The sequence below is a fragment of the Mesorhizobium sp. WSM4820 genome (genome assembly GCF_055811075.1).
In genome coordinates, this window is sequence record NZ_JBVVQN010000005.1 from 156664 (window position 1) to 182268 (window position 25605).

Genomic DNA, 25605 nt, shown 5'->3' on the forward strand with positions numbered 1-25605 from the left:
TTCAGCACGATGGAACCGATCCAGTCGAAAGCAGCCCAGGGCCGCGTCGCCGATGCGCCGAGCGGCCACTGGGTCTACCGCATTCTGCCACGCTGGCTGTGGCCTCATGCGCAGCTTGCCCGGTGGGACCGGCCGATCGGCTGGCAGTTGCTGCTGTGGCCGTGCTGGTGGTCGGCAGCCCTTGCCGCGAGTGCCTATCCACGCCCTGCTGATCCCTTGCTCTCGCTGCTGCCGGCGCCATGGTATCTCGTGCTGTTCCTGATCGGCGCCGTCGCCATGCGCGGCGCCGGCTGCACCTACAACGACCTGGTCGACCAAGACATCGACAACCAGGTGGAACGCACGCGCTCGCGGCCGCTGCCGGCGGGAAAGGTCACGCGCCGGCAGGCCTGGGCGTTTCTCTTGATCCAGGCACTGGTTGGACTCGCCGTGCTTCTGCAGTTCAACAGCTTTGCCGTCCTGCTCGGCATCTGCTCGCTCGCCGTCGTCGCCATCTACCCGTTCATGAAGCGATTCACCAATTGGCCGCAACTGGTTCTCGGGCTTGCCTTTTCCTGGGGTGCGCTGATGGGATGGGCGGTCGAGTTCGGCAATCTCGATGGCCCGGCCGTCATGCTCTATATCGGCTCGATCCTGTGGGTAATCGGCTACGACACGATCTATGCGCATCAGGACAAGGAAGACGACGCCATCGTCGGCGTGCGCTCGACCGCACGCCTGTTCGGCGACAACACCAAGACCTGGCTCGTCGGGTTTTATGGCGGAGCGCTGGTCTGCTTCGCCGTCGCCTTCGCGGCGGCGCAGGCGCCGGTGCCGGCGCTGGCCGGGCTGGTCGCCGCCGGCGCCCATATGGCGCGTCAGATCACCGTGCTCGACATCGACGATCCCGACCAGTGCATGCTTCTGTTCAGGTCGAACAACCAGGTCGGCTGGCTGGTCTTCCTCGGCCTGATCGGCGGTGCGCTATGGGTGGCGCTGAAGCCGCTGGTTTAGGGTATGTCGATATTCAGGTGATCCCGGCCTGCAAACGGCGGCTTCCTCCGCTTCCGGTGCTCACGTACAAAAGTACGCTCCGCTCCGGTTCTCGGAAACCACCATTTTCGGCTCGGGCTGACCTGAATCTCAACACACCCTAAGCGCGTCGCGTTTCAACGGACTTTTGCGCGACATGCACTATTCGTCGCGCGAAATAATCTCCTGGCCGCCGATCACCAGCCTGAGGCCGAGGGCGCCGGCCCTGCGGCGGGCGAGGAAGCGCGGACGACGCATGGTCGAAAGCCGACCCCTGCGACGGTCCTGCGCGGGTAATGTCTTGATGGCGACGCCAAGCGATTCCTCCAGGGTGCGGGCGATGCCGTCGGATTCGATCAGAAGCATCGGCAGACGGTAGGCATCGGCCCAGGCGCGCCAGTCGGCGGCGACATCCTCGAGATCGTCGGCCACCAGCAGCGGCACCGACAGCATCGGATCATTGTGCAGAAGCTCCAGCGTCACCGTGACATTGCCGTCCGGGCCCTCCATTGCGCGGGCTGCCACGCCACGAAACGCATTGGCGGGCAGAGCGATGAACGCCGGCAGGCCGCTCATCTCCAGCACGCGGCGAATGACGGCGCCACGATGGTCGATGGTGAAGGTAACGTCGCCAAAGTCGTCGCGCGTCGCGTAGCTCACCACCTGCGGCAGGCGGAGTGGGTCGAGGCGCATATTGCGCCCAGCCCAGACTGGCTTCAGTCCAGTGTTCATATCGTGCCTTTCCTGTCTCTCCTGAGAGCCGGTCTTCCGGTTCTCCGGGCCGGTTTTTCCAGCCTCGTTGTGGGGAAACATTAGCGCGGGCTTCTTATCGCAGCGCTTAAGAAAGTCGGTTAAATTTTGCTGATCTCGAGGCGATGGTTATCGGAATGCAACCATTCACAAGACGGCGAAAGGATCAGATAACCTTACCGGGATTCATGATCCCGGCCGGGTCGAAGGCCGTCTTCACCCTGCGCATCAGTTCGATCGCCATCGGCGGCGCTGTCGCGATCAATTCATCCCGCTTCAGCTGGCCAATGCCGTGCTCGGCCGAGATCGAGCCGTGAAGGCTGCGCACGACATCGTGCACGGCCTTGTTCATGGCGTGGTAGAGCCGGAGAAACGCTTCGTCATCGCCGCCGATCGGCCGGGAGATGTTGTAGTGGAGATTGCCGTCGCCCATGTGGCCGAAACACACCTCGCGCGCACCGGGGCTGACCGCTTGAACGGCGCCGGCTGCCTTTTCGATGAATTGCGGGATGGCCGCCACCGGCACAGAAATGTCGTGCTTGATCGAGGCGCCTTCGGGCTTCTGCGCCTCGGGCAGCAGCTCGCGGAAACTCCAGAAGGCATCGCCCTGCGCGATGCTCGCCGCAATCACCGCATCGCCGACGATCTCCTGCTCGAGGCCGGCTGAGAGCACCTCCTCGATGAGGGCCCTCGCATCCTCAGCCGAGCGACCCGAAGAGATCTGCATCAGCACATACCATGGCCAATCGCCGGACAGCGGCCGCACGACGCCTGGCGCGTGCAGCAGCGTAAAATCGTAGGGCCTCTGGCCGATCAGCTCGAAAGCAGTGAGTGCGGCACCGGCGCGATCCATCGCCAGGCTGAACAGGGACAGTGCCGCCTCAGGTGACGACAGGCCGGCAAAGGCCACCTCGCGCCCCTTGGGCTTTGGGAAAAGCTTGAGCACGGCGGCGGTGATGACGCCGAGCGTGCCTTCCGCACCGATGAACAGGTTTTTTAGATCGTAACCGGTGTTGTCCTTCTTCAGCTTGCGCAGATCGTCGAACACCTCGCCGGTCGGCAGCACCACCTCGACGCCGAGGCACAGCTCGCGCGCATTGCCATAAGCAAGAACGCCGGTGCCGCCGGCATTGGAAGAGAGATTGCCGCCGATCTGGCAGGAGCCTTGCGCGGCAAGCGACAGCGGAAACAGCCGGTCGGCGGCATCGGCCGCTTCCTGCAGCGTCTGCAGGATGACTCCGGCCTCGACGGTGACCGTGTTGGACAGGACGTCGATCTCGCGGATGCGGTTCAGCCGCGACAGCGACAGCACGATCTGGCGGCCGGACGTGTCCGGCACCTGCGCGCCGACCAGCCCGGTGTTGCCGCTTTGCGGCACGACCGGCGTTCCCGTCTCGGTTGCCAGCTGCATGATGCGGCTGACCTCGTCGACGCTGCCGGGCCTCAGCACCAGCGCCGTCCGGCCATGCCACAGGCCACGCCTCTCCGTGAGGTAAGGCGCGATATCCTGCTGGTCGCGAAGCGCATATTTGTCGCCGACGAGTGCCGCAAAGCGGTCGATGATGGCGGGGTCGATATCCCTTGAGATGTCGTTCATGGATGCGAAACTATGGTGCTCCATCGATCTTGTCACGAGGGGCGGCGGCGCGCGAAAGCCGGTCGTTGATCGCCTCGCCCAGCCCGTCGGAGGGGATCGGCTCGACGGCGATTGTCTTGGCGCCGCTGCGATCGAGATCCTGCATGTGGGCAAAGAGGTTGGCCGCGGCCTCGCGCAGGTCGCCGGTTGCGGACAGGTTGCGCAAGGCGGCGGCGCCCTGCCAGCCTTCTGCGCGACGCGGGCCGAACGCCAGCAAGGCTTCGCCGTTTGCGACTTTTGCGGCGTTGACCCGCACCGCAGCAACCGGCGCGTAATGCGAGGCGAGCATGCCCGGCGCCTCGATGCCCGCCGCGCCGCGCCGCAGCTTCATGCCGGCGGCCGCTTCGATCTCGTCGGCGGCAATGCCGCCCGGCCGCAGCAGCTGCAGCTTTTCGCCCTCTATCTTCACGATTGTCGATTCGACCCCGACCGACGTCGCGCCGCCATCGATCACCAGCTTGATTTTTGGACCGAGATCGGCGGCCACTGCCTCCGCCGTCGTCGGGCTGATCCTGCCTGAGGAATTGGCGCTGGGCGCTGCAAGCGGGCGTCCGAGCCTGGCGATCAGTTGGCCGCCAAAGCCTTTCGGCATGCGCAGCGCGATGGTATCGAGCCCGGCGGTGACCAGCGGATGAATGCCGTTGCCGGGCCGCTGCGGCAGCACCAGCGTCAGCGGTCCCGGCCAGAATGTCTGCGCCAGCCTTTTCGACACGGGATCGAACAGCGCGATGCGCTCAGCCATCGCCAGATCGGCGACATGGGCGATCAGCGGATTGAAGCGCGGCCGGCCCTTCACCTCGAAGATGCGCGCCACGCCAACGCCATTGGTGGCGTCGGCGGCCAGCCCGTAGACGGTTTCGGTCGGAATGGCGACGACATCGCCGCCTTCGAGCAGCGCCAGCGCCCGCTCCATCGCCTCGCCGGCGGCAAGTATCTCAGCCACTCTCATCACCTCACAGATGTGGGTGCGTAATACGGTGACGTTCACGGGGCAAGTCCGGCGGAAGCGAATTGCCAATCGCTAAAATGCTGGCTTTCCTGGCAAGCCCGCATCAATTTCCGGACGCTATGGTGCCGGCTTGTTGGGCAAGGGGAACTATCATGGTCTGGGTGCGTATTTTGGGGGCGCTTGGCCTCACTCTGGCGGCGGGCGCAGCACAGGCTTCGTCCTTCGTTGTTCCCGGTGCACCATCCTCGACGCCGTCCGTCATCAGCCTCGGTGCGCCTGAACCGGCGAAGGTGGCTGGCAACTCCTCGACGCCTTCGATCGTGGCGCTCGGCGAACCAGTGCCCGATGTCACCTATGAAAAAGTTTCTGCGATCCCGAGCCAGCCCAAGCCCAAGCATGATTTCACGCAAAGCCCGATGATCATTCGCGGCGGCATCGTCGGCGACGCCTTCGCAACACCGGCGCCCAGCCCCGCACCTGCCGCGACAACCGCTGCCGCAGCACCTGCGGCGGCCACGAAATCCGACAAAAAAATTACCGCAACGAACAGCCCGCCTGAGCCCGCAACGCCGCAACCAACGCCCATCCCCGAGATCGACCAGGCCAGATAGAAGTTCGCGGGACGCTCGCCTGAACTGCCAAGCCTCAGCCGGCGATCTTCGAGAAATCCGCGACCTGGTCGGTCGCTGCCCGGATGCGCGCCAGCAACGCCAGGCGGTTGGCGCGCACGGCCTGGTCCTCATCATTCACAAGAACGCGTTCGAAGAATGAATCAACCGGTTCACGCAACGCGCTAAGCGCCAGCATGGCGGCGGAAAAGTCTTCGTTGTGAATCGCTTGGCCGGCTTCCTTCTCGGCCTGATTCACCGCGGCAAACAGCGATTTCTCGGCATCTTCCCGGAATAGAGCCGGCTCAACATTTTCGGCGATCGTCGTTTTCTTCTTCTCTTCGGCCGCCAGAATGTTGGCCGCGCGCTTGGTGCCGGCAAGCAGGTTCTTGCCGTCCTCGGTGTCGAGGAAGGTGCCAAGGGCTTTGACACGGCGGACGATTTGCAGGAGATCGTCGTTGGACCGCGAAGCCCCCTCATCCGGCCGCTCTGCGGCCACCTTCTCCCCGAGGGGAGAAGAGGTCGCCAACGATGGTGCCATCCTCTTCTCCCCAGCGGGGAGAAGGTGGCCCGAAGGGCCGGATGAGGGGGCAGCGCCACCGGCCAACACAGCATCGATCAAATCATGCCGCGCGCCCTGGTCGCGGAGATAGACTTTTAGGCGGTCGTGGAAGAAGGACAGGAGGTCGGCGCTAAAGGGCCGTCCGGACGCAAGATAGTTCGCCATCTGGTAAGCGCGGTCGAAGAGAGATGTCAGCGCAAGCCGGACACGATTCTCGACCAAAATCCTGATCACTCCCAGCGCCGCCCTCCTCAGCGCATAGGGGTCTTTCGACCCGGTCGGCTTTTCGTCAATCGCCCAAAAGCCGACCAGCATGTCGAGCTTGTCGGCGAGCGCTACGGCCACCGATACCGGATCGGTCGGCACGCGGTCCGACGGGCCCTGCGGCTTATAGTGCTCCTCGACGGCGGCGGCAACCGAGGGATGCTCGCCCTGAAGCAGCGCGTATTTGCGGCCCATGGCGCCCTGCAATTCCGGGAACTCGCCGACCACCTCGGTGGTGAGGTCGGCCTTGGCCAGGACGACAGCGCGACGTGCGAGCGCGGTAATCTCCCCCCTTGAGGGGGAGATGTCGCCGAAGGCGACAGAGGGGGTCGCTGACCCACGCGCAACGACCCCCTCTGGCCTGCCCTCCTTGCCACCACTTGGCATCTCCCCCTCAATGGGGGAGATTCCGCTCGCCACTATCGGCGCCAATTCTTCAGCCAGTTGGGCAATCCGCTCCACCCGCTCACCCTGCGTGCCGAGCTTGGCGTGGAAGGTGACGCCGAGATGGTCGAGGCGGGCCATGCGCTGGTCGAGCGGCTTCTTGAGATCGAGCCCGAACTTTTCCGCCGATGCCTGCAACTGGTCGAGGTCGGGCAAATCGCCCTGGTCGGTCTTCCAGAAATAGAGCGCGTCGGAAAGGCGGGCGCGTACCACCTTGCCGTTGCCGTGGGCGATCTCCTTGCCGCCGTCGCTGGCCTCGATGTTGGCGGTCAGGACGAAGCGGTTGGAAAGCTCCTCGCCGGCGCCCTGCGGCCGCGTCACAAAACACTTCTGGTTGGCGCGGATCGTCAGCCGGATCACCTCGGCCGGAATGGCGAGAAAGTCCTGCTCGAATTCGCCCATCAGCACGACCGGCCATTCGACCAGGCCTGACACTTCCTCAAGCAGCCCCTCGTCCTCGACAAGGTTGAGCCCGTTGGCGAAAGCGAGATTCCTGGCGTCGGCAAGGATGATCTGCTTGCGCCGGTCGGCGTCGAGCACGACCTTCGCCGCCTCCAGCTTGGCGGCATAGTCGTCAAAACGGCGCACGCTGATGGCGCCCGGCGCATGAAAACGATGGCCGTAGGTGATGTTGCCCGAGCGGATGCCGTCGATCTCGAAATCGACGACCACCGGCTCCTCGGTCTCCGGGCCGAAGGTGCAGAGGATGGACTGCAGCGGCCGCACCCAGCGCAACGATCCCGGTTTCGCCGAGGCCGGCCCCCAGCGCATCGATTTCGGCCATGGAAAGTCGCGGATGATGCCCGGCACCAGTTCGCCGATTATCGTCTCCGCCGCCCGGCCCGGCTTCGAGATATGGGCGACATAGAAGTCGCCCTTCTTCGGATCGGCGTGGACATGCGCCTCGGCGATCGAGGAAAGACCGGCCTTGCGCAGAAAACCCTGGACCGCCTGTTCTGGCGCCTTGGTCGAGGGTCCCTTGATCTCCTCGCTTATGTCCTTCGAGCGCGCGGTCACGCCGCGAATGTCGAGCGCCAGCCGGCGCGGCGTCCAATATTCGCGCGCCGCCTCATAGGTCAGCCCGGCCTCGACCAAACCGTCCGTCATCATCTTCTTCAGGTCGCCCGCCGCCTTGCGCTGCATGCGCGCGGGGATCTCTTCCGAACGGAGTTCTAAAAGCAGGTCGGGCATAAATTGTGCTCACGCGGCGAAATGGTCCAGGCGGCATAGCAACTCGGCTGGCCCCATGCAATCGGCGCATCCACGGACGTTTGCCAAAATATTCCGCTGTCTGTCGGGTCGAAGCGGGGTCGTCCGTCCTTGGGTCAAAGATCTCCATGAACCGAACGCAGCGCTGAAGCGACCAACGCTCAGGCAGAGAACTATTGGCTGAACGACCATGAAGACGGCATCGACATTCCTGCAGATCCTCGCGCTCAGCGCCTGCTTTGCGGCGCAGGCTCATGGCACGTTCACGATGCCTGGCGTTAGACAAGCGCTGCGGACAATGGCTGGCTCCAGCGGCCAAGGCGTATTGCCAATCATCGCTTCAGTCGAAATCGCAAACAGCCTCTGGAGTTAGAGCATCGGACCCGGCGGCACGTTCGACTTGAAAGTCGCCGCTAAGCCGCCGGTCCACCTGCCTGCGTCAGCAAAAACGCCTCGCCGCAGGCTTTCGCCAGATTGCGCACCCGCAAAATGTAGCTCTGCCGCTCGGTGACCGAAATCACGCCGCGCGCGTCGAGCAGGTTGAAGACGTGGCTGGCCTTGATGCACTGGTCGTAGGCGGGAAATACCAGACGGTGGTTCCCCTCCCCCTTGAGGGGGTGGCCAGACGCGGGAGGAGTCGCTGGGACCTTGCTTGCGGTGCCTTCTGAGGCGACCCCCTCTGCCCGCTCCGCGGGCATCTCCCCCTCGAGGGGGGAGAGGGGCGCGCCGGCATCGAGCAGCGCCTTGCACTCGGCTTCGGCGTCTTCGAAATGCCGAAGCAGCATCGCGGTATTGGCGAATTCGAAATTGTGCCGCGAATATTCCTGCTCGGCCTGCAGGAAGACCTCGCCATAGGTCACCTTGTCGGCGCCGTCGCGGCCGTTGAAGTTGAGGTCGTAGACATTGTCGACGCCCTGCACATACATGGCCAGCCGCTCCAGCCCGTAGGTGAGCTCGCCCGCCACCGGCGCGCATTCGATGCCGCAGACCTGCTGGAAATAGGTGAACTGCGACACTTCCATGCCGTCGCACCAGCACTCCCAGCCCAGCCCCCAGGCGCCGAGCGTCGGGCTTTCCCAGTCGTCCTCGACGAAGCGGATGTCATGCAGAAGCGGATCGACGCCGATGGCCGCCAGCGAGCCGAGATAAAGTTCCTGCAGATTGGGCGGGTTCGGCTTCAGGATCACCTGGTACTGGTAATAGTGCTGCAGCCGGTTCGGGTTCTCGCCGTAGCGCCCGTCCTTCGGCCGGCGCGAAGGCTGCACATAGGCCGCGTTCCAGCGCTTTGGCCCCAGCGCGCGCAAGGTCGTCGCCGGGTGGAACGTGCCGGCACCGACTTCCATGTCATAGGGCTGGAGAACGACGCAGCCATAGTCCGCCCAGTAGTTATGCAAAGTCAGGATCAGCCCCTGGAACGAGCGGCTGGGATGCATATGGGCTGGGATATCAACTGTCACGGCGGCCTCGACGGGAAAGACGGGGATGCGGCCCTCCCTAGAGCGCCCACCGGCAAGCGTCAAGGCAAGGAGCCGGCCGCAGCCAAGGCAATCGGGTGAGTTAACGCGTGACATACGGCGAAACGGCAGGGACGTGGCGGCCTGATCGTGGCCCTTCCTGGGAGCCAGAGATGAGAGCGCCCAGCGATCAGCCCCGCGCCTCAGCCGTCGGCGGCTCTCATGTGTGGTATCATCCGGCGGGGCGTCCAGCACCCTCGAGGAGACAAAGTCATGAATTCCCAAGGGATGGCTCAGATGTCCTCCGTCGATTCTCTTGCAGCGAGTTTATTGTCGGCAACATTGATGTTCGATCGGGCGTCGTTGCTGGCGCTCGAGGCTTTAGCTGCCGAATCGGACCGTCGGGTCCTGAGACGCGGTGAGGTCCTGGTTCGCGAAGGCGATGCGTCGGACAGGTTTTTCATCGTGCTGTCTGGACGCTTTACGGTACACAAAGGAGATTCGACTGGATCGGTCGCCGAGATCGCGCAGGGTGAACTCATCGGTGAAATCGGTTTCTTCGCGGGACTACCCCGCATGGCCACTGTCCTTGCAGCGCGCGATTCGATCGTCCTTGAAATCGGTCGCAATCATTTCGAGAAGGCGGCCGAGACATTGCCGAGCCTGAGGGAGGCGGTCACGGTATTTCTGGCGCGCCGGTTTGCCATCCAATCTCCGAGTTCGTCGCGTCTCAAGGAACCTGCCAAGATCCGAACGCTTGCGATCATTGCAGCCGGCGGAAGTCGCATCTCACCGGTGTTCATCCAGCACCTGCGGCAAGCGTTCGGCGCGGCCACGCGCGCTCGGTTCGTTTCCCGGCTTGACATCCAAGCGAAGTTCCCAGGTCTTCCGATCGACGACCAGCCGATCTTTAACTGGTTGAACGAACTGGAGGCGGAAGCCCAATTCATCGTCTATGTTGCCGATGAGGAACCTAATGAATGGACCCAAGTCTGCATTCGCCAGGCCGATACCGTCCTGTTGCTGGCCAACGCGTCCTGCTCGCCTCGCCTGAACCCGTCTGAGGAACTGACGCTATCGGTCCATCGGCCATCGACCAGTCGGCTTGTCCTGATTCACGACACTCGCTCGGCTGCGGTCTCCGGTACCTCTGCATGGCTCGATGAGCGACCCTATGTTGACCAGCATCATCATGTTGCGCTGGGCGACGCGTCCGATTTCCAGCGCCTGGTCCGATTTATTTCGGGCAAGGCACTGGGCTTCGTCGCGGCAGGGGGTGGGTCCCTCGGCAGCGCTCATGTAGGCGTCTACAAGGCTTTCGTTGAGGCGGGCGCTTGCTTCGACTATCTCGGCGGGACAAGTTCCGGCGCGGCGATGATGGCCGGCTTCGCAAGAGGCTTGGATGCCGACCAGATCGACCGAGGCACCCACAACATATTTATCAAGAGCCGGGCGTTTCGCCGTCCCACCTTGCCGCATTTCGCGCTTCTGGATCACAAAGCGTTTGATCGGGCCCTTCAGCTGGAATACGGCGACGTTCTGATCGAGGATCTTTGGCTTCCGTTCTTTGCGCTTTCGACCAATCTGAGCAGCCGTCAGCCCCATTTCCACCGTCGTGGAAAGCTCTGGCACGCCGTTCGGGCGTCCGGCTCCATCCCGGGCGTCCTGCCGCCGTTCTTTACGGATGACGGCGATATGCTGGTGGACGGCGCTATCATGAACAATTTGCCGCTGGAGCAGATGAAGGAGCTCAAGACCGGACCCAATGTCATCGTTACCTTCGGGTCGAGTGCACCGCAGAAATACGACATAGATTATGACCGTATCCCCGGAGCTTCCGAACTGGCATTGGCCTTGCTGAACCCTTTCAGTCGTGCCCGCTTGCCTCGGGTTCCCAGCATGCTTCAGGTCATTGCCTCGAGCATGCTGGCACACCGGCCGCAGGACATTGCCGTCGGCGAAGAGGACATCCTGATCTGTCCGGAGGTTTCCAACACGATCAGCTTCATGGATTGGAGTCGGCATTCCGAGTTGTTTTCGGATGCCTACGACCGTACGACCCGATGGATCGAGGAACAGAACGACTCAGGGCTCCGAGCGGTGCTCGGCACCGCTCGCGATTAGCATGGCTTATAGTCCAGACCCTTAGCGACAGCGGCGACGAGCCCCGCATAATCGAATTCAGAAGTATTCAGCCCTTTGGCGCAGTCGTCGGTTCGGGCTTGACCTTCGGGGTTTCCTGCGCCGTGTTGGATTCGATCGGCGACAGGCCCTTCAGCAGTTTCTGCTGCAAGGCGGCGAGCACGCCGGGATCCGGCTTGAGGTCGCGAGCCTGGTTCCACTGGAAGGTGGCTTCCAATTTGCGGCCGACGCGCCAATAGGCATCGCCAAGATGATCGTTGAGCACCGGATCTTCCGGCTTCAACGAAACGGCACGTTCCAATTCGCGAACCGCATCGTCGAATCGGCCAAGGCGGAAATAGGCCCAGCCCAGCGAATCGACGATGTAGCCGTCGCTCGGCCTGAGCTCGACGGCCTTCTGGATCATCTGAAGGCCTTCCTCGAGGTTGGTGTTCATGTCCACCCAGGAATAGCCAAGATAGTTCAGAACCTGCGGCTGGTCGGGGAACAATTCCAGCGCCTTGCGGAAATTCGGCTCGGCCTTCGGCCACTCCTTCAGTCGCTCATAGGCGATGCCGCGCTGGTAGAAAATGTTCCAATCGGCGCGGGTCGGGGCCTTCAGCATCGCCACCGCCTTGTCATAGAGACCGGCCGCGGAGCGGAAATCCTCCTTCGAGGCATAGACGCCACCGAGCGCCTGATAAGCGCGCATGTCGTCGGGACGCGCTTCGACGAGGGCCTTCAGATGGGCGATGGCCTCGTCATAGCGGTCGAGATCTGCAAGGTTGAGGCCGAGCTGCAGTTCCGACAGCGTCTTCAGCGGCGAACCGGCCGGGATGCGGCGATAGAAGGCGATGGCGCCCTCGCCGTCCTTCAACTGCTCGGAGACGGCGGCGAGTTGGACGAGGGCCGCGTCGCTGTCGGGCCTCAGCGCCAGGGCGTATTGCAGATAGAGGCGGACGAACGGCTCACCGCCGCCGCGATTGAGCGCGGTGGCGAGATCGAGCAGAATTTCCGAGGCGCCGTCGGACGGGCCGGCAACGAAGGGTTCGATCTTCTCGCCCTTGGTGATCCTGTCGCGAAGCGCCGATATCTCGACCTTGCCGGGTGCAAATGCCTCGGCCTGATCGAGCACGGACAGCGCCTTGTCCTTGTCACCCTTGCGGGCAAGGAAGGAGGCATAGGCCTGCGCGTTGCGCATCCAGGTTTCGGGCGCGGCGGCGCCGGTCGCGGTGTCCTGCAAGGTGGCGGCGTAGATCGCATCCGCCTTTTCGGGCAGGCCCGAGGCATCGGCGATAAGCCCGCGATGGAAGGATTTGAACAGGCCGAACCAGTCCGGGCCCTGCAGCTTTTCGATCGAGGCCATGGCCTCGCCGGGGTCGCCGGCGCCCTGCTTGGCCCAGCCGGTCATGACGCCGGAGATCAGCCGGTCGAGATCGGATTCGAGCGAAAGCTTGAGCCAGTATTCGGCCTTGGAAAAGTCCTTCTTGTGAAAGGAGCCGACGGCCAGCGCCAGGCGCGAGAACCGCTCGACGTCGGGAACCGTCTTGAGCTTGTCGGCATAGACCAGGGATTCTTCGAAGCGCCCCTGCGCGATCAGCGACAGCATCAGGCTTTGCTGCAACGAGGTGTCACCGGGAGCGAAGGCGAGCGCCTGCTTGTAGTAGGCGATGGCGCTGTCGAGATCATTGTCGACTTCGGCGACCCGCGCGGCAAGATAGGCCCCCGAGAACGACGTGATATTGACTGGCTCGGTGGTCTCTTTGGCATAGGCGGGCAGACCGGAGACCGCCATGCCCGTCACAATTGCCAGCCCTGCCAGCCAGCGCGCACATCCTTGCCGCATCATATCCCTTTCAGTCGAAGCCATACCCGCGTCAGCGGGATCGCCGTTGACTCGATCTTTTCCACGTTAAGCATGGCCTTTTTGGGGTGAGGCTTCAACCCGGCCCGAATTCACAATCGGGTAATGCTATCAAAAACAACGCGGAAAGGCGCCAAATTGCGACCGTCGACCGCGATTTGCCGGCCTGACGCGCTGCCGGCCTGTCCTGCTGCAGCATCGGCGCCGCGATGCCGTAAGCGATCCGTAAGCGGCGGGCGTCGATAGTTTCCGCAGCGGAATGATGCGTGGAACCGTGCAGATGGATGCCGTTGCTTCGCCCAGGAAGATGCCAATGCTGGAAATGCCGCAGGGCCAGCAGGCCTTCGCCATTGTCGATCGAATCTACGAAGCGGCGTTCGCGACCGAGCTGTGGCCGGAGGTATTGGCGGCGGCAGGCGCGATCTCCCGCTCGGCAAACGGCGCGATCTTTGTAGTCAGCGATCATTCGCCGGTCCGCGCCATCACCGAAACGCATCTCCAGCCTTTGCTCGACGAATTCATGAAGCGGGATACTTGGCGGTTTTCCGAGAGCGTGAAGCGCATGTGCGCCGCGCAGCCAGCAAGCTTTGTGCGGGTCGATAATTTCATCACCTGCGAGGAGATCGAGCGCGATCCCGTTCGCAAAAGTGCCACCGCGTTTGGCATCGGGCCGCATCTATGCACAGCCATCCCCATGCCTGGCGGCGAGCTTGTCCTTTTTGTCTTCCAGCGCTGGCTGAAGGACGGGAGTTATGACCAGGCCGCAATCGATCTGTTGAACGGACTGCGTCCGCACGTCGCACGGGCCGGCCTCGTCGCCGGGCGCCTGGGTCTGGAACGGGCCAGGACCGCCGTATCCATTCTCCGGGAAATCGGGCTGCCGGCCGCAATCATGAGTGGATCGGGCCGTGTGCTGACGGCCAATCCGCTTTTCGAAGGCATGGCGGACGTCTTCCTTCCCACAGCCCATGGTGGTATGGCGATTGCCGATCAAACTGCAAACGCGCTTTTCCAGCAGGCCATCGCGCAGAACCGGGATAACCGCGTCGTGCGGTCCATCCCGGTTGCGGCCATCAAAGGGCGGCCCGCGCTGGTCATTCAGCTGTTGCCGCTGCGCCGCGCCGCATACGATATTTTTTCGGGTGCAGATGTATTGGTTGTCGCAACCACGGTCGGTACCGGCGCCACTGTTCCGTCGCCCAATGTGCTTTCAGGCCTGTTCGACCTGACGCCGGCGGAAGCCCGGCTCGCCGTCGAGCTGGCCTCCGGCCATTCGGTGCAGGAGGCGGCCATGGAAATCGGCATCGCCGTCAAATCGGCCCGCACCTATCTCGAGCGAATCTTCCGGAAAACCGAAACCAGCCGTCAGAGCGAGCTCGTGGCGCTGCTGAAGAGCGCGTGGTCATTTTCATGACCTCGACAGTTTGCCGGGCGCGCTGACCGTCACGGAGCCCTGCCCTGCTGCTAACCATGCTGCTGCGGAACGTGCATGATTTCACCGCCGCAATGGTTCATCGGGGAAGACCAAAATCACGGGCCGGCGCCGTGCCGGCCAAATGGCGGCGATGTCTCTCAGTTCACCCGGCTGATGCAGAAATCGATGACGTCGAGCAGCGCCGATTTCTGCGGCGTCGCTTCAAGCGGCGCCAGCGCGTCGCGGGCGATCTCGCCGAAATGGCCGGCGCGCCCGATGGTGTCGGCGATAGCGCCGTGGCGGGTCATCAATCCGATCGCCTTTTCCAGCCCGGCGTCATCGGTGACATTGTCCTCGATGGCGCGCTTCCAGAAGCTGCGTTCGGCCTTGGTGCCGCGCCGGTAGGCGAGGATCACCGGCAGCGTCACCTTGCCTTCGCGAAAGTCGTCGCCGACATTCTTGCCCAGATCCTTGCTGGTGCCGCCATAATCCAGCGCATCGTCGATCAGCTGGAAGGCAAGGCCGAGATTCATGCCATAGGAGCGCAGCGCCGCGCGATCGTTTCGCGTCGCTTGGGCGATGACCGGACCGACCTCGGCGGCGGCCGAGAACAGGGCAGCGGTCTTGGCCTTGATCACCGCGAAATGCTCATCCTCCGTGGTTTCGAGGTTCTTGGCGGCGGCGAGCTGCATCACCTCACCCTCGGCAATGATCGAGGCGGCGCTGGACAGGATGTCGAGCGCTTCCAGCGAACCGACATCGACCATCATGCGGAAAGCCTGGCCGAGCAGGAAATCGCCGACCAGCACGCTCGCCTGGTTGCCCCAGATCATGCGGGCGGTCTTCTTGCCGCGCCGCATGCCGCTCTCGTCGACGACATCGTCGTGGAGGAGCGTGGCGGTGTGCATGAACTCGACTGATGTGGCGAGCTTGACATGGCCCTCGCCGGAATAGCCGAACATCTGCGCTGAGGCGAGCGTCAGCATCGGCCTCAGCCGCTTGCCACCCGAAGAGATCAGGTGGTTGGCAATCTCCGGGATCATCTCGACGTCGGAACCGGCCTTCGACAGGATCAATTTGTTGACGCGCCCCATATCGGCCGAAGTCAGGTCGATGAGATCCTTAATGGAGGCGGCTTCCCGCTTTCCGTTTTCGATGTTGAGAACGACACCCACGACAAACTCCCGTCTTATGTCACGCGCACGACGGCACCCCGATACCGCCGCAGACTCTAGGGCGCTACCCACAGGCACGGCAAGAGGCGATTTGGCGCGGTGTCCTAAGCAGACGAGTTGTCCGGTTTGATCTGCAGCGAACGGAGGCTGGGGATGAGACGGGCAGCCTGGCTACAGGAGCGCCTGATGCAGCCGTTGCCAGGCGCCCCCTTGCCGCCCAAGTTCCCTGGATCAACGCCCCCAGAAGGCGTCTTCCTGCTCGGGGTCGGACGAGAACAGCCACACTTCAACGATCTTGCCGTCCTTGATGCGCAGGACGTCGATGCCGGACTGCGACAGTTTCAGGCCGCCATGCTCGCCGGCGAACTCGAGTTCAACCGCCACCAGATCGCCGTTGGTAAGGTACCGATTGACCTTGGTGATGGCGAAACTGCCGCCCGAAGCCTCCATCATGCCCCCCAGCATCGCCCCAAGCTCGGCCATGCCGTTCTTGGCGCCGGAAAATCGGTTGGTTCCAGGCTGATGCCAGACGATTTCGGGCGCAAGAATCCCGCCGAGGGCGGCCTGATCGCCCGATTGGACAGCTTTGAAATACGCCTTCGCGATATCGATATTGCTCATCTTTTTTACCTCTGCTGCTTTGACGTTGACGCGACAGGCATCTCCAACCGCGCCCACCGAACCGATACTTTCCGGTTTCGGGATCGGTCTCCACGTTCCTGAAAAGCCGATGCCGGATAACTATGCGAACAATACGCCTGACTCTCGGTTGAATCTGGCGCATTTCAGATACATATTGGACATTCTTGGAGTTGCGCGCGCCGGAGTTCGCCATGCGGAAGTCTTCCGCGAATCTCACCTGGATGGGCTACACACCCTCCGGGCGCATGCTCGACGTAGAAATCTTCCCATTCTCCGACATTCGTCGCCGATCATCGCCGGCAAGGGTGCGGGCGACGCATCGCTACGATTTCCACATGCTCCTTCTGGTGACCGAGGGGGCGCCCAGGCAAATCGTTGACTTCGAACCGGTGAGCTGTTCGCCCGGGTCGATCCTGGTATTGCGCCCGGGCCAGGTGCACAGTTTTGGCCACGAAATACAGTGGGAAGGCTGGCTGATCCTCTTCCGTTCGGACTTCCTGCCGACCGCCTCCGACGTCCCCGCGGACCTCCTGCCTGGACGCATGCTCGACCGCATGCCGGACCATCTTGTGCTGGACGAGCGGGATTTTCGGACGACTTCCGAGGCGATCGTCACCATGGCAGCCGACGCTCGGGCCGATGCGACGCCGGTCGAGGTCGTTCACACACTCCTCAGACACCAGCTATGTATGCTTATCTTGCGACTTGACCTGCTCAGCGGCAGGCAGCGCGCCGCTGCCACCCGCCACAAACCCGCCTTGAAGCGGTTTGCGAGGTTTCAGGAATTGCTTGAAGCGAACTTTGCCGGTTGGCACCAGGTCGGCCCTTATACCGACGCGCTCGGCTGCACGCAAAAGAGTCTCAATCGGGCGACGAGAGAGGCGGCGGGGCTCAGCGCCAAGAACTGCATTGCACGGCGCATTGCACTGGAGGCCAAGCGGCTCCTCGCGCATACGGATCGGCCGGTCTACCTGATCGCTGAGGGCCTCGGCTATGACGAGGCTACCAACTTTTCCAAATTCTTCCGAGCGAACGTTGGACAGGCTCCGGCTGAATTTCGGGCGGCTTTCCGCTGATCGAGCCACTTGCCGGCTCAACTCTCCACATCAGTTTTGCCAACGAATTGACCCGGCGCTGCTTAGGAGATCCCCACGGCAGTCTCGCCGTCTTGGCGCGGTCGAGGTGGCGACGGAAGCCAGCCACGTTTACATAGACGCTGCAACCTGCGAGTTTCGTCCTATGATAGAGCTTATCCGCACCAACGACGCCGTGATCATCTCCTTTGTCGAATCGCTGATGCGCGATGCCGGCATCGGCTGTTTCGTCGCCGACCAGAACATGAGCGTGCTCGACGGTTCGATCGGCATCCTGCCCAGGCGCATCATGGTCGAAGCCGACCAGGCCGATGCGGCGCGGCGCATCCTGACGGATGCCGGCATCGCCAACGAGATGCGCCAGAAGTAATGTCCGCGGCGCGCGCCACCCTTGTCCAGGACACGCCGGCCCATACGGTCGATGCTTTCCATCGCGGGCGGTTCTGGCTGGTGCAGCCGAAACAGGCAGGCCATCGCGCCGGCATGGACGCCATGATGCTGGCGGCTGCAGTGCCGTCCTCCTTCGCCGGGCGCCTTGCCGATTTCGGCGCGGGTGCTGGCGCCGCAGGACTGGCCGTGCTGTCGCGCTGTCCTGACGCCGAGGCCGTGCTCATCGAACGGTCTCCGGAAATGGCGGCCTTCGCCGCAACGACGCTTGCCCACCCCGGCAATGCGCATCTCAACGACCGCGCCTCGGTGCTCGCCGCCGACGTCGCGCTGTCGGGCCAGGCGCGAACCGCCACCGGGCTTGCCGACAATTCCTTCGATTTCGTCATCATGAACCCGCCCTTCAACGCCGCCGAGGATCGCGCCACGCCCGACCCGCTCAGGAAGGCGGCGCATGTGATGGAGGACGGGCTGTTCGACAGCTGGATCCGAAGCGCGGCTGCTGTGGTCAGGCCGCGCGGCGGTCTTGCCGTGATTGCCAGGCCCGATCAGCTCGGCGCCATCCTCGATGCGATATCAGGCCGCTTCGGCGACACCGAGATGCTGGCCGTCCACCCCCGCCCCGAGGCAGCGGCGATCCGCATCGTCGTCAGGGCAATCCTCGGCGCACGCGGAAAACTGTCGATCCGCCCGCCGCTGATGCTGCACGCGCAATCCGGTGACGGCCCCACGGAGCGGACCGAGATGATCAACAACGGGATGGCTTCGCTGTTCGGCGACTGAGCCTTTTTGGCCGGCCCCGCGTCGCGGCATTGCCGTTGGCCGGCGAATCCCTACATGCCTTCAAGCCAATTTGACCGGAGACCCCGTGAAACGCTTCCTGAACCGCCTGCTGCCGAAATCCTGGCGCTCCGACATCGTCACCATTCCCGTCATCCGGCTGCACGGCACCATCATGCCCGGCGGCGGCCCGTTCCGGCCGAGCCTGTCGCTGGCATCCACCGCCGGCCCCATCGAGAAGGCGTTTTCCTTCGACGCGCCCGCGGTCGCCATTTCCATCAATTCGCCGGGCGGCTCGCCGGTGCAGTCGCGGCTGATCTTCAGACGCATCCGCGACCTGGCGAGCGAGAAGAACAAAAAGGTCCTGGTCTTCGTCGAGGACGTGGCAGCATCGGGCGGCTACATGATCGCGGTCGCCGGCGACGAGATCTTTGCCGATCCGTCGTCTATCGTCGGTTCGATCGGCGTGGTGTCGGCCTCGTTCGGCTTTCCCGAGCTGTTGAAGAAGATCGGCGTCGAGCGCCGCGTCCATACGGCCGGCCAGAACAAGGCGGTGCTCGATCCGTTCAAGCCAGAGAAGAAGGAAGATATCGAGCGGCTGAAGGCGCTGCAACTCGAGGTCCACGAGACCTTCATCGACCTCGTCAAGGACCGGCGCGGGGCCAAGCTCAAGGACGACCCGGACCTGTTCACCGGCCTGTTCTGGACCGGCAAGAAGGGACTGGAGCTCGGCCTTGTCGATGCGCTCGGCGATATGCGCAGCGTGCTGAGGGCTCGCTTCGGGCCGAAAACCCAGCTCAAGCTGATCACGGCGCCGCGCGGCCTGTTCGGCCGCTTCGGCTGGTTCGGCTCAAACAGAGGCGGCTTTTCGGCGCCCGAGATCGCCGCTGCTGCCGCAAGCGGCGTGATCGATGCGGCGGAAGAGCGCGCGCTGTGGGCGCGCTTCGGGCTTTGAAAAACCGGCGAAAGCGTTTAACTTGAAAGCTTGATCGGCCCGACGGGCGCCGCAGTCGGCCTTGCGAGGGAGGAGTTTGACATGCCACAGATCATTTTCTTTATCGCAGTCGGCCTGCTCGCCTATTTCGGCTATCGCTCCTTCGTCAGGGAAGCCGAGCGCGTGACGGCCAAGATACGGCGCACCGAAAAGCAGGCTAGCAACGGCACAATGGGCACGCTGGTCAGGGACCCGAAGACCGGCGAATACCGCCTGGCCAAGGACTGACATCATCCCCCTCGTGGCTGAGACAGTAGCTTCCGGCAATAGGGTCCGGGCTTTGCATGCGCATGCCAAGTTAAATCTCGCGCTGCACGTCACCGGCAGGCGTGCCGACGGCTATCACACGATCGAGAGCCTGGCGGTGTTCACGCGCTTCGGCGACCGGGTTGACATCGAGCTCGCCGACAACGACGGGTTTTTCGTGTCGGGCCGATATGCCTCCGCAGTCCCGCTCGACGACAGCAATCTGGTCGTGAGAGCGCGCGATGCGCTGCGAAAACAGGCTGGTGCGCGGCATACGCCGCCGGTCGCAATCAGGCTCGAAAAGAACCTGCCGGTCGCATCCGGGGTCGGCGGCGGGTCGAGCGACGCCGCAACGGCGCTGCGCGGGCTGGTTGAGACATGGAGGCTGGACCTCGACGATGCCGACCTGGCGCGGCTCGGCCTCTCGCTGGGCGCCGACGTTCCCATGTGCCTTATGGCAAGGCCGCTGATCGCGCGCGGCGTCGGTGACGAACTGTCGGCCGTGCCGGGCTTTCCCGCGCTCGGGCTGGTTCTCGTCAATCCCGGCACTGCCATCTCCACGGCCGAAGTGTTCAATGCGCTTTCTGATCGCGACAATGAGGGACTGCCGCCGCTGCCGCGCGACCTCGACTTCCACAGTATCCGTAATTGGCTGGAGATCACCCGCAATGATCTCGAGCCTGCGGCACGGGCGATCCAACCGATCATCGGCAAGGCGCTTTCGGTGCTTAACAAGGCCGGAGCGGGGTTCGCGCGAATGTCCGGTTCCGGTGCGACCTGTTTTGGGCTGTTCGAGACCGGCAATGTCGCCAAGCGGGCCGCCGTCGATATCCGCAGCCGCCATCCCGACTGGTTCGTCGCCGCGACGCGAAGCATGACATCGGAGCCTGACGCATATGGCCAGGATTGACGAAAGCCGTTCCTTCATTCCCGTGCGCATCGCGGTGCTGACCGTTTCCGATACGCGCAGCCCTGCCGACGACAAATCCGGCCACGTGCTGGCCGACCGAATCGTCGAGGCCGGCCATATTCTCGCCGGCCGCGACATCGTCACCGACGACCGCGAGAAAATCCGCGACAAGGTTCTGGCCTGGTCGAGGGACGAAGCGATCGATGTCGTCATCACCACCGGCGGGACCGGTTTTACCGGCCGCGACGTAACGCCGGAGGCGCTGGAGCCGATCTTCGAAAAGCGCATGGACGGCTTTTCCGAAGTGTTCCACCGCATTTCCTACGACAAGATCGGCACGTCGACGATCCAGAGCCGGGCAACCGGCGGCGTCGTCAACGCGACCTTCGTCTTCGTGCTGCCGGGTTCGCCCGGCGCCTGCAAAGACGCCTGGGACGGCATCCTGAAGCCGCAGCTCGACTACCGGCACATGCCCTGCAACTTCGTCGAGATCATGCCGCGCCTGGACGAACATCTGCGGCGCGGCGGCACCAAGACAAGTTAGCAAAAGGCCACGCATGGCGGATTGGATCGAGCCGAAGCGATCATACACCTTCGAGAATGATGATCGTGGGCCGGTCGGGCAGCGTCTTCAGTGAGACTGTCAGCGACCGGCCGGAGAGAAATTCCACCGCGAAATCGTCGCCCATCCTGCCTGTGAACTCGCTGATCGGGGTCGAATGGCGATGCATCGGCAGGATCATCGAGGAATAGAGCCGCGCGGTGATTTCGGTCATCCGGTCGAGCGACAGCGTCATGCCGCCGTCGATCGGCACCATAAGGATATCGAGCCTGCCGATGGCGCCGTAATGCGCGTCCTCCAGCCGGTGATGCAGATGGCCGAGATGGCCGATGCAGAGTCCAGCCACTTCGAAAATGAAGATGGAATTGCCGTCCTTGCCGAGATCGCCGCCATTGCGGATATCCGTCGGCACGTTGCGGATATAGACATCGTCGACGACAAGCGCGTGGCGCGCCGGACCGCCGTCCGGATTCCAGCCGCGCAACACATATTCGATGCCGGGATCGACATGGTCCGAATAGTGGGTGCGGTGGGCCTTGTTCATAGTCACGACGCGCGGCAGCGGGTCAGCGCCATAGACGCCGGAAAAGTCAGTGGCGATCCTGACGCCGGAGGGTGTCTCGATCACGTAGGTCGAATGGCCGGCATAGGTGATCGTAACGTCGCCATCGACGAAAGCCTGGGCCAGCCGAGACGTCTGCGCCTTTGGCGCCGTGAAGCTGGCAAAGGTGGCCGACGGCAGCGCTTCAGCGATCGCAACGCATCTCGACGGCGGCGGCTCTTCCTGGGCCGAAGCGGCGAACGGCCAGAAAGCCACAGTCAGCAGAACAGCGGCGGACAGGCGGAGCAAGGCTGTCTCCCGTGGCAGGATTGGCACGCGTGCCACGATAGCGCTAGCAATCGTGGTGGCTATCGTCGGGACAGTCACGTTTTCGCGAGCGCCGGAGGGACCGGTCGTCTGGACCTTGTCCCGACTTGCAGACAAATCGCATGGAAAGGGACCCGCCACACCCCAGGCCGCCCCGATTGCTAACGCCCAGTGATCAGGGCGTCGGACGGAAGACGCCGCTCTCGTCGCGCTTGAGCGGCGCGGTTTGCCGGGAAAGCGGCGCACCAGGCGCTTCGGTGACCGAGACGCCCTCGGTCCAGTCGGCGGGTGCAATCGCGATGTAACGCGCATATCCGCCTGACCCGCCGAGCGGCTTGGCGAAGCCGATTGTGACCAACGCACCGGCCTCTGGCACCTTGTCGAGATTTGCAACGCCTTCTGCCTGAGTGAAATCGTTGTGAAGCAGCCAGTGTTCGCCTTCGAGATTGGGCGTGGTGTCGGTGTCGAGCGGTTCATGACCATGAAACAGAATCTTCCGCTCCAGATGCAGGAATTTCAGTGCGTCCAAACTGACGCCTGGAAACGGTTTTTGGTTGAAGCGCGCGGCATCGGACCATTTCTTGTACCAATCCGAACGCACGAAGACGACTGAACCTTCCGGTATGCGGCCGTGCTGCTTTTCCCACTCTTCGATGTCGGCGACCTGGAGGTGATAGCCTTCGTCAGCCTGCACCTTGTTGCTGATGTCGATGACGACGAGCGGCCGCACGGCATAGGTGGCCGGCAGGTCGCTGATCGTTGCGCCGAGCGGGTTCCAGTGGGAGGGCGGATCGAGCTGCGTGCCATATTGGTCCGTCGCCAACTCGTAGGCGCTCGCGACAAACCCGTGCTTGTCGTAAGTGAACTCTTCGCCGGCCTTGACGTAGCCCTCGATATCCTTCCCGGCGACAGCCGGCTTGAACCTGGCGTTGGCGAAGCCCGGCCATACCGGCTGCACCGGCTCGAAGGCATGGGTCAGATCGATGTACTTGGCCGATTTGAGCGTGTTCTCATAAACCGACCAAAGCGACAACTCCTGCGCCACCACGATCGTTGGCACTGAGCAAGCGGCTGCCAGCAAGGCGATACGAACGAATTTGGATATATTCATCTGCGATCTCCCCGAAATCTCGCCGAGTATCGCGAGTTTCCCGCGGGACGACAAGCATGTGCATCCCTCCCACGAATATCGCGCCAATGCGGTTCCATCATGCCCGGCCATCACCGCATGCAGGAGTTCGTCGGCTGATTCAATTTGCTTCAATCGCTCCGGATAATTGTCGTAAGATCAAGCGTTGACCAACACGGAAAAATCGCGTTGCCGTCGTCTAAAGTTCCCGATTGCCGTTCTGTCCACACGCCGCTCGACGACGGCGCTGACGCGCGACCTCAGGAGAGAACCATGACCATCACCGTCAAGGTCGGAGAGGCCAAGACACACCTGTCAAATCTGCTGGCCAAGGTCGAAGCCGGCGAAGAAGTCATCATTTCGCGCGGCAACGAACCGATCGCGAAACTGAGCCGAATTCCCAAAATTAACGACCTGGGCGCCCTGATCGAAGAAGTCCGCGCCGCGCGGTCCAGGGCCAAGCCCGTCACCGCCGAGGAGGTTCTGGCCTGGAAGCATGACAGCCATCGCTACTAATGGTCTTCGTCCTTGATGCGTCCGTTGCGGTCGCATGGCTCCTTCGGAGGAACACAGACGACGCGACCGTCCTCGCCCGCTTACCGGCAAAGAAACGACCGTCACTTCACCGGCGCCACCCAGATCTCGGCGTCGAGCCGCCTGGTCGCAAGGCCGCGGGCGATGGCTTCGGCGCTGCGGGCGTTTTTCGATAGAGCCGCGGCCTGACGCTTGCTGATCACCAGCCCTTCGGCCAGTGCGCGGTTTCGCGAAAGCACCCGCGACAGGAACGGCACGCGGCTACCGCGCGCCCGCGAGAACCGCGCCGGCATGGTTTGCCTGGCGGTGTGGGCGACGACCTCGTCGATCCAGCCCTCGCCCAATCGCGCGCCCGGCTCCAGCAGCAGCAGCCAGTCGCCCTTGGCCTGCCTGATGCCGGCAGCGATGCCGCCGCTCGCCACATAAAGGCAGCCGGCATGTTCGGCAACGCGGTGCGTCTGGTCGGTCGAGCCGGTGTCGCAGACGATAACGTCGCGCACCACGCCCTCGACCGCGCCGCCGATCAGCGAGGCGAGCGTGCGGGCAAGCCTTTCCTCGTCATTCAGGGTCTGGATGAGCACGCTGAGCATCGTTAGCCGAATAGCGGAAAGCCGGGCACAGCGCCAGTTTTTGCGTCGCTCCATAAAAATGTTCTTGCTTTGTTCCAACGGATAAAATAGGATTATTTTCATGAACAGAGCGATTCGACAGCCAGCCGACAGTCCCTGGGAGAGGGCGAAAATGGAACAGATCGTGCGTGCCGACATTGCTGCCTTCGGGGCTGGAAGAGCCGAGATGGCCAATGCAATGATCGAGCAGAGCGGCGTCCGTATCCGTCCGGAGCGCAATCGCGGCCGGTCCGCCGGCATCAACCCGTCCGGCCGGTTCGAACCGGTCAGTCGGCATGTGTTCGACGATGGCTGGAATTCTCTTGAGGAGTTGCCGCAGTTCAAGACCGAGGTGCAGGTCGAGAAGCCGCGCACCATCGTCACCCGCAACGAATCGCCCGATATTTCCTTCGACCGCTCGATCAACCCGTATCGCGGCTGCGAACATGGCTGCGTCTATTGCTTCGCGCGGCCGACGCACAGCTTCATGGGCCTGTCGCCGGGACTGGATTTCGAATCGAAGCTGTTCGCCAAGCCGGATGCGGCGCGGCTGCTGGACAAGGAATTGTCGAAGGACGGCTACCAGCCGCGCACCATCGCCATCGGCACCAACACCGATCCCTATCAGCCGATCGAGAAGCAGTACCGGATCATGCGCGAGATCCTCGAAGTGCTGGAGGCGCGCGGCCATCCGGTCGGCATCGTCACCAAATCCGCGCTGGTGACGCGTGACATCGACATTCTGTCGCGCATGGCCGAACGCGGGCTGGCCAAGGTGGCGCTGTCGGTGACGACGCTCGACCGTATGCTGGCCAGAACGATGGAGCCGCGCGCGTCGACGCCGACCAAGCGGCTGGAGGCGATCAGGCAGCTTTCGGATGCCGGCATTCCGGCCTCGGTCATGGTCGCTCCGATCATCCCCGGCCTGACCGATCAGGAGATGGAACGAATCCTCGATTCGGCACGTGCGGCAGGAGCGCGCGAGGCCGGCTACGTCCTGCTGCGCCTGCCGCTGGAGGTCGCGCCGATCTTCAAGGATTGGCTGCTGCGTCATTATCCGGACCGCTACCGTCACGTCATGTCGCTGATCCGCTCGATGCGCGACGGCAAGGATTACGATTCGGAATGGGGCAAGCGCATGAAAGGCTCCGGCCCCTATGCCTGGCAGATCGGCCGGCGCTTCGAGATTGCCGCCAAACGGCTTGGCCTCAACGCCGAGCGGCGGTCGCTCAGGACCGACCAGTTCGTCGCCGCAGCCAAGGCAACCGAGCAACTGATGCTGCTTTGAAGACATCGTCTGCCGCCGACGCCGGCGGCAGATGAAAAAAATCCCGTCCGGCCTGTCCTGTCCCCGGGCTTGCAGACGGTGCCCTCCGGGTCCGGTGCCTCA

General features: G+C 63.2%; 25 protein-coding genes. 13 read left to right on the forward strand and 12 right to left on the reverse strand.

The genetic code is table 11. The features are described from left to right. The first annotated feature begins 9 nt into the window (after positions 1-9). A complete protein-coding gene (ubiA, locus tag AC0L2R_RS10600; protein WP_473508954.1) occupies positions 10-993 on the forward strand; it encodes a 4-hydroxybenzoate octaprenyltransferase in 984 nt (327 codons plus the stop codon). A 180-nt stretch (positions 994-1173) separates the two neighbouring features. Here ubiA and AC0L2R_RS10605 read toward each other — a convergent pair whose 3' ends face one another. The 3 genes from AC0L2R_RS10605 to AC0L2R_RS10615 form a co-directional block, all read right to left on the reverse strand. After that, positions 1174-1743 carry a DUF6101 family protein gene (locus tag AC0L2R_RS10605; protein WP_473508751.1) on the reverse strand — a complete coding sequence of 190 codons (570 nt, stop codon included), beginning with the start codon at positions 1741-1743 and terminating at the stop codon, positions 1174-1176. Between the two features lie 184 nt (positions 1744-1927). Next, entirely contained in the window at positions 1928-3358 is a 1431-nt protein-coding gene (locus AC0L2R_RS10610) for an FAD-binding oxidoreductase (RefSeq protein WP_473508752.1), read from the reverse strand. A 10-nt stretch (positions 3359-3368) separates the two neighbouring features. Continuing rightward, positions 3369-4340, reverse strand: coding sequence for an L-threonylcarbamoyladenylate synthase (locus AC0L2R_RS10615; protein WP_473508753.1), 972 nt, complete (start codon positions 4338-4340; stop codon positions 3369-3371). Between the two features lie 158 nt (positions 4341-4498). Here AC0L2R_RS10615 and AC0L2R_RS10620 point away from each other — a divergent pair, with 158 nt between their 5' ends. Continuing rightward, the gene (locus AC0L2R_RS10620) at positions 4499-4957 is read left to right on the forward strand and encodes a hypothetical protein (protein ID WP_287245136.1); all 459 of its coding nucleotides are present in this window, start codon (positions 4499-4501) and stop codon (positions 4955-4957) included. Positions 4958-4991: 34 nt separating this feature from the next. Here AC0L2R_RS10620 and glyS read toward each other — a convergent pair whose 3' ends face one another. Next, complete coding sequence (glyS, locus tag AC0L2R_RS10625) at positions 4992-7415, reverse strand: glycine--tRNA ligase subunit beta (protein ID WP_473508754.1); 2424 nt, start codon at positions 7413-7415, stop codon at positions 4992-4994. A gap of 431 nt (positions 7416-7846) precedes the next feature. After that, entirely contained in the window at positions 7847-8890 is a 1044-nt protein-coding gene (locus AC0L2R_RS10630) for a glycine--tRNA ligase subunit alpha (protein WP_473508755.1), read from the reverse strand. A 294-nt stretch (positions 8891-9184) separates the two neighbouring features. Between AC0L2R_RS10630 and AC0L2R_RS10635 the strand changes: the two genes are divergently transcribed. Then, positions 9185-11011 (forward strand): patatin-like phospholipase family protein, encoded by a 1827-nt coding sequence (locus AC0L2R_RS10635; RefSeq protein WP_473508756.1) that lies wholly within the window; start codon positions 9185-9187, stop codon positions 11009-11011. 67 nt (positions 11012-11078) lie between these two features. Here the strand turns inward: AC0L2R_RS10635 and AC0L2R_RS10640 are convergent, their stop codons facing one another. Both AC0L2R_RS10640 and AC0L2R_RS10645 read right to left on the reverse strand, forming a co-directional pair. Further along, positions 11079-12854: a tetratricopeptide repeat protein gene (locus tag AC0L2R_RS10640; protein WP_473508956.1), complete on the reverse strand. Its 1776-nt coding sequence runs from the start codon at positions 12852-12854 to the stop codon at positions 11079-11081. 94 nt (positions 12855-12948) lie between these two features. Next, on the reverse strand, positions 12949-13338 hold the full coding sequence (locus tag AC0L2R_RS10645) for a hypothetical protein (protein WP_473508757.1): 390 nt from the start codon (positions 13336-13338) through the stop codon (positions 12949-12951). 39 nt (positions 13339-13377) lie between these two features. On the opposite strand from AC0L2R_RS10645, the gene AC0L2R_RS10650 reads away from it, so the two are divergent. Beyond that, positions 13378-14286 carry a helix-turn-helix transcriptional regulator gene (locus AC0L2R_RS10650; RefSeq protein ID WP_473508758.1) on the forward strand — a complete coding sequence of 303 codons (909 nt, stop codon included), beginning with the start codon at positions 13378-13380 and terminating at the stop codon, positions 14284-14286. A gap of 158 nt (positions 14287-14444) precedes the next feature. Here AC0L2R_RS10650 and AC0L2R_RS10655 read toward each other — a convergent pair whose 3' ends face one another. Both AC0L2R_RS10655 and AC0L2R_RS10660 read right to left on the reverse strand, forming a co-directional pair. Beyond that, the gene (locus AC0L2R_RS10655; protein WP_077381375.1) at positions 14445-15461 is read right to left on the reverse strand and encodes a polyprenyl synthetase family protein; all 1017 of its coding nucleotides are present in this window, start codon (positions 15459-15461) and stop codon (positions 14445-14447) included. 231 nt (positions 15462-15692) lie between these two features. Then, entirely contained in the window at positions 15693-16082 is a 390-nt protein-coding gene (locus tag AC0L2R_RS10660; RefSeq protein WP_473508759.1) for a nuclear transport factor 2 family protein, read from the reverse strand. Positions 16083-16273: 191 nt separating this feature from the next. Between AC0L2R_RS10660 and AC0L2R_RS10665 the strand changes: the two genes are divergently transcribed. The 7 genes from AC0L2R_RS10665 to moaB all read left to right on the forward strand — a co-directional run bounded on the left by AC0L2R_RS10665 (position 16274) and on the right by moaB (position 21058). Further along, entirely contained in the window at positions 16274-17179 is a 906-nt protein-coding gene (locus AC0L2R_RS10665) for an AraC family transcriptional regulator (protein WP_473508760.1), read from the forward strand. Between the two features lie 163 nt (positions 17180-17342). Next, positions 17343-17567 (forward strand): putative signal transducing protein, encoded by a 225-nt coding sequence (locus tag AC0L2R_RS10670; RefSeq protein WP_023799382.1) that lies wholly within the window; start codon positions 17343-17345, stop codon positions 17565-17567. After that, complete coding sequence (locus tag AC0L2R_RS10675; protein ID WP_473508761.1) at positions 17567-18367, forward strand: tRNA1(Val) (adenine(37)-N6)-methyltransferase; 801 nt, start codon at positions 17567-17569, stop codon at positions 18365-18367. Before AC0L2R_RS10670 ends, AC0L2R_RS10675 begins: the two co-directional genes overlap by 1 nt. Before the next feature lie 85 nt (positions 18368-18452). Next, positions 18453-19319, forward strand: a complete 867-nt coding sequence (locus AC0L2R_RS10680; RefSeq protein WP_473508762.1) for a S49 family peptidase — start codon at positions 18453-18455, stop codon at positions 19317-19319. Between the two features lie 81 nt (positions 19320-19400). Further along, the gene (locus AC0L2R_RS10685) at positions 19401-19586 is read left to right on the forward strand and encodes a membrane protein (RefSeq protein WP_027152312.1); all 186 of its coding nucleotides are present in this window, start codon (positions 19401-19403) and stop codon (positions 19584-19586) included. Between the two features lie 4 nt (positions 19587-19590). Beyond that, positions 19591-20514 carry a 4-(cytidine 5'-diphospho)-2-C-methyl-D-erythritol kinase gene (locus tag AC0L2R_RS10690; RefSeq protein ID WP_473508958.1) on the forward strand — a complete coding sequence of 308 codons (924 nt, stop codon included), beginning with the start codon at positions 19591-19593 and terminating at the stop codon, positions 20512-20514. Further along, a complete protein-coding gene (moaB, locus tag AC0L2R_RS10695) occupies positions 20501-21058 on the forward strand; it encodes a molybdenum cofactor biosynthesis protein B (RefSeq protein ID WP_473508763.1) in 558 nt (185 codons plus the stop codon). Before AC0L2R_RS10690 ends, moaB begins: the two co-directional genes overlap by 14 nt. Before the next feature lie 40 nt (positions 21059-21098). On the opposite strand, the gene AC0L2R_RS10700 is transcribed toward moaB, so the two are convergent. Both AC0L2R_RS10700 and AC0L2R_RS10705 read right to left on the reverse strand, forming a co-directional pair. Beyond that, positions 21099-21926, reverse strand: a complete 828-nt coding sequence (locus tag AC0L2R_RS10700; protein WP_473508764.1) for an MBL fold metallo-hydrolase — start codon at positions 21924-21926, stop codon at positions 21099-21101. Positions 21927-22119: 193 nt separating this feature from the next. Further along, positions 22120-23055: a cyclase family protein gene (locus AC0L2R_RS10705; RefSeq protein WP_473508765.1), complete on the reverse strand. Its 936-nt coding sequence runs from the start codon at positions 23053-23055 to the stop codon at positions 22120-22122. A 291-nt stretch (positions 23056-23346) separates the two neighbouring features. On the opposite strand from AC0L2R_RS10705, the gene AC0L2R_RS10710 reads away from it, so the two are divergent. Continuing rightward, entirely contained in the window at positions 23347-23589 is a 243-nt protein-coding gene (locus tag AC0L2R_RS10710) for a type II toxin-antitoxin system Phd/YefM family antitoxin (RefSeq protein WP_091596052.1), read from the forward strand. 101 nt (positions 23590-23690) lie between these two features. Here AC0L2R_RS10710 and AC0L2R_RS10715 read toward each other — a convergent pair whose 3' ends face one another. Beyond that, entirely contained in the window at positions 23691-24197 is a 507-nt protein-coding gene (locus AC0L2R_RS10715; RefSeq protein WP_473508960.1) for a glycosyltransferase, read from the reverse strand. A 151-nt stretch (positions 24198-24348) separates the two neighbouring features. Between AC0L2R_RS10715 and AC0L2R_RS10720 the strand changes: the two genes are divergently transcribed. Continuing rightward, positions 24349-25503, forward strand: coding sequence for a PA0069 family radical SAM protein (locus AC0L2R_RS10720; protein ID WP_473508766.1), 1155 nt, complete (start codon positions 24349-24351; stop codon positions 25501-25503). Positions 25504-25605 lie beyond the last annotated feature (102 nt).

Coding starts and splice junctions, on each gene's coding strand:
- AC0L2R_RS10640 (WP_473508956.1), bottom strand. CDS start 12,854: ATGCGGCAAGGATGTGCGCGCTGGCTGGCAGGGCTGGCAATTGTGACG.
- AC0L2R_RS10645 (WP_473508757.1), bottom strand. CDS start 13,338: ATGATCGCTGACTACAAAGATCGCGCCGTTTGCCGAGCGGGAGATCGC.
- glyS (WP_473508754.1), bottom strand. CDS start 7,415: ATGCCCGACCTGCTTTTAGAACTCCGTTCGGAAGAGATCCCCGCGCGC.
- AC0L2R_RS10720 (WP_473508766.1), top strand. CDS start 24,349: ATGGAACAGATCGTGCGTGCCGACATTGCTGCCTTCGGGGCTGGAAGA.
- AC0L2R_RS10710 (WP_091596052.1), top strand. CDS start 23,347: ATGACCATCACCGTCAAGGTCGGAGAGGCCAAGACACACCTGTCAAAT.
- ubiA (WP_473508954.1), top strand. CDS start 10: ATGGAACCGATCCAGTCGAAAGCAGCCCAGGGCCGCGTCGCCGATGCG.
- AC0L2R_RS10620 (WP_287245136.1), top strand. CDS start 4,499: ATGGTCTGGGTGCGTATTTTGGGGGCGCTTGGCCTCACTCTGGCGGCG.
- AC0L2R_RS10675 (WP_473508761.1), top strand. CDS start 17,567: ATGTCCGCGGCGCGCGCCACCCTTGTCCAGGACACGCCGGCCCATACG.
- moaB (WP_473508763.1), top strand. CDS start 20,501: ATGGCCAGGATTGACGAAAGCCGTTCCTTCATTCCCGTGCGCATCGCG.
- AC0L2R_RS10605 (WP_473508751.1), bottom strand. CDS start 1,743: ATGAACACTGGACTGAAGCCAGTCTGGGCTGGGCGCAATATGCGCCTC.
- AC0L2R_RS10610 (WP_473508752.1), bottom strand. CDS start 3,358: ATGAACGACATCTCAAGGGATATCGACCCCGCCATCATCGACCGCTTT.
- AC0L2R_RS10715 (WP_473508960.1), bottom strand. CDS start 24,197: ATGCTCAGCGTGCTCATCCAGACCCTGAATGACGAGGAAAGGCTTGCC.
- AC0L2R_RS10705 (WP_473508765.1), bottom strand. CDS start 23,055: ATGAATATATCCAAATTCGTTCGTATCGCCTTGCTGGCAGCCGCTTGC.
- AC0L2R_RS10635 (WP_473508756.1), top strand. CDS start 9,185: ATGTCCTCCGTCGATTCTCTTGCAGCGAGTTTATTGTCGGCAACATTG.
- AC0L2R_RS10660 (WP_473508759.1), bottom strand. CDS start 16,082: ATGAGCAATATCGATATCGCGAAGGCGTATTTCAAAGCTGTCCAATCG.
- AC0L2R_RS10670 (WP_023799382.1), top strand. CDS start 17,343: ATGATAGAGCTTATCCGCACCAACGACGCCGTGATCATCTCCTTTGTC.
- AC0L2R_RS10685 (WP_027152312.1), top strand. CDS start 19,401: ATGCCACAGATCATTTTCTTTATCGCAGTCGGCCTGCTCGCCTATTTC.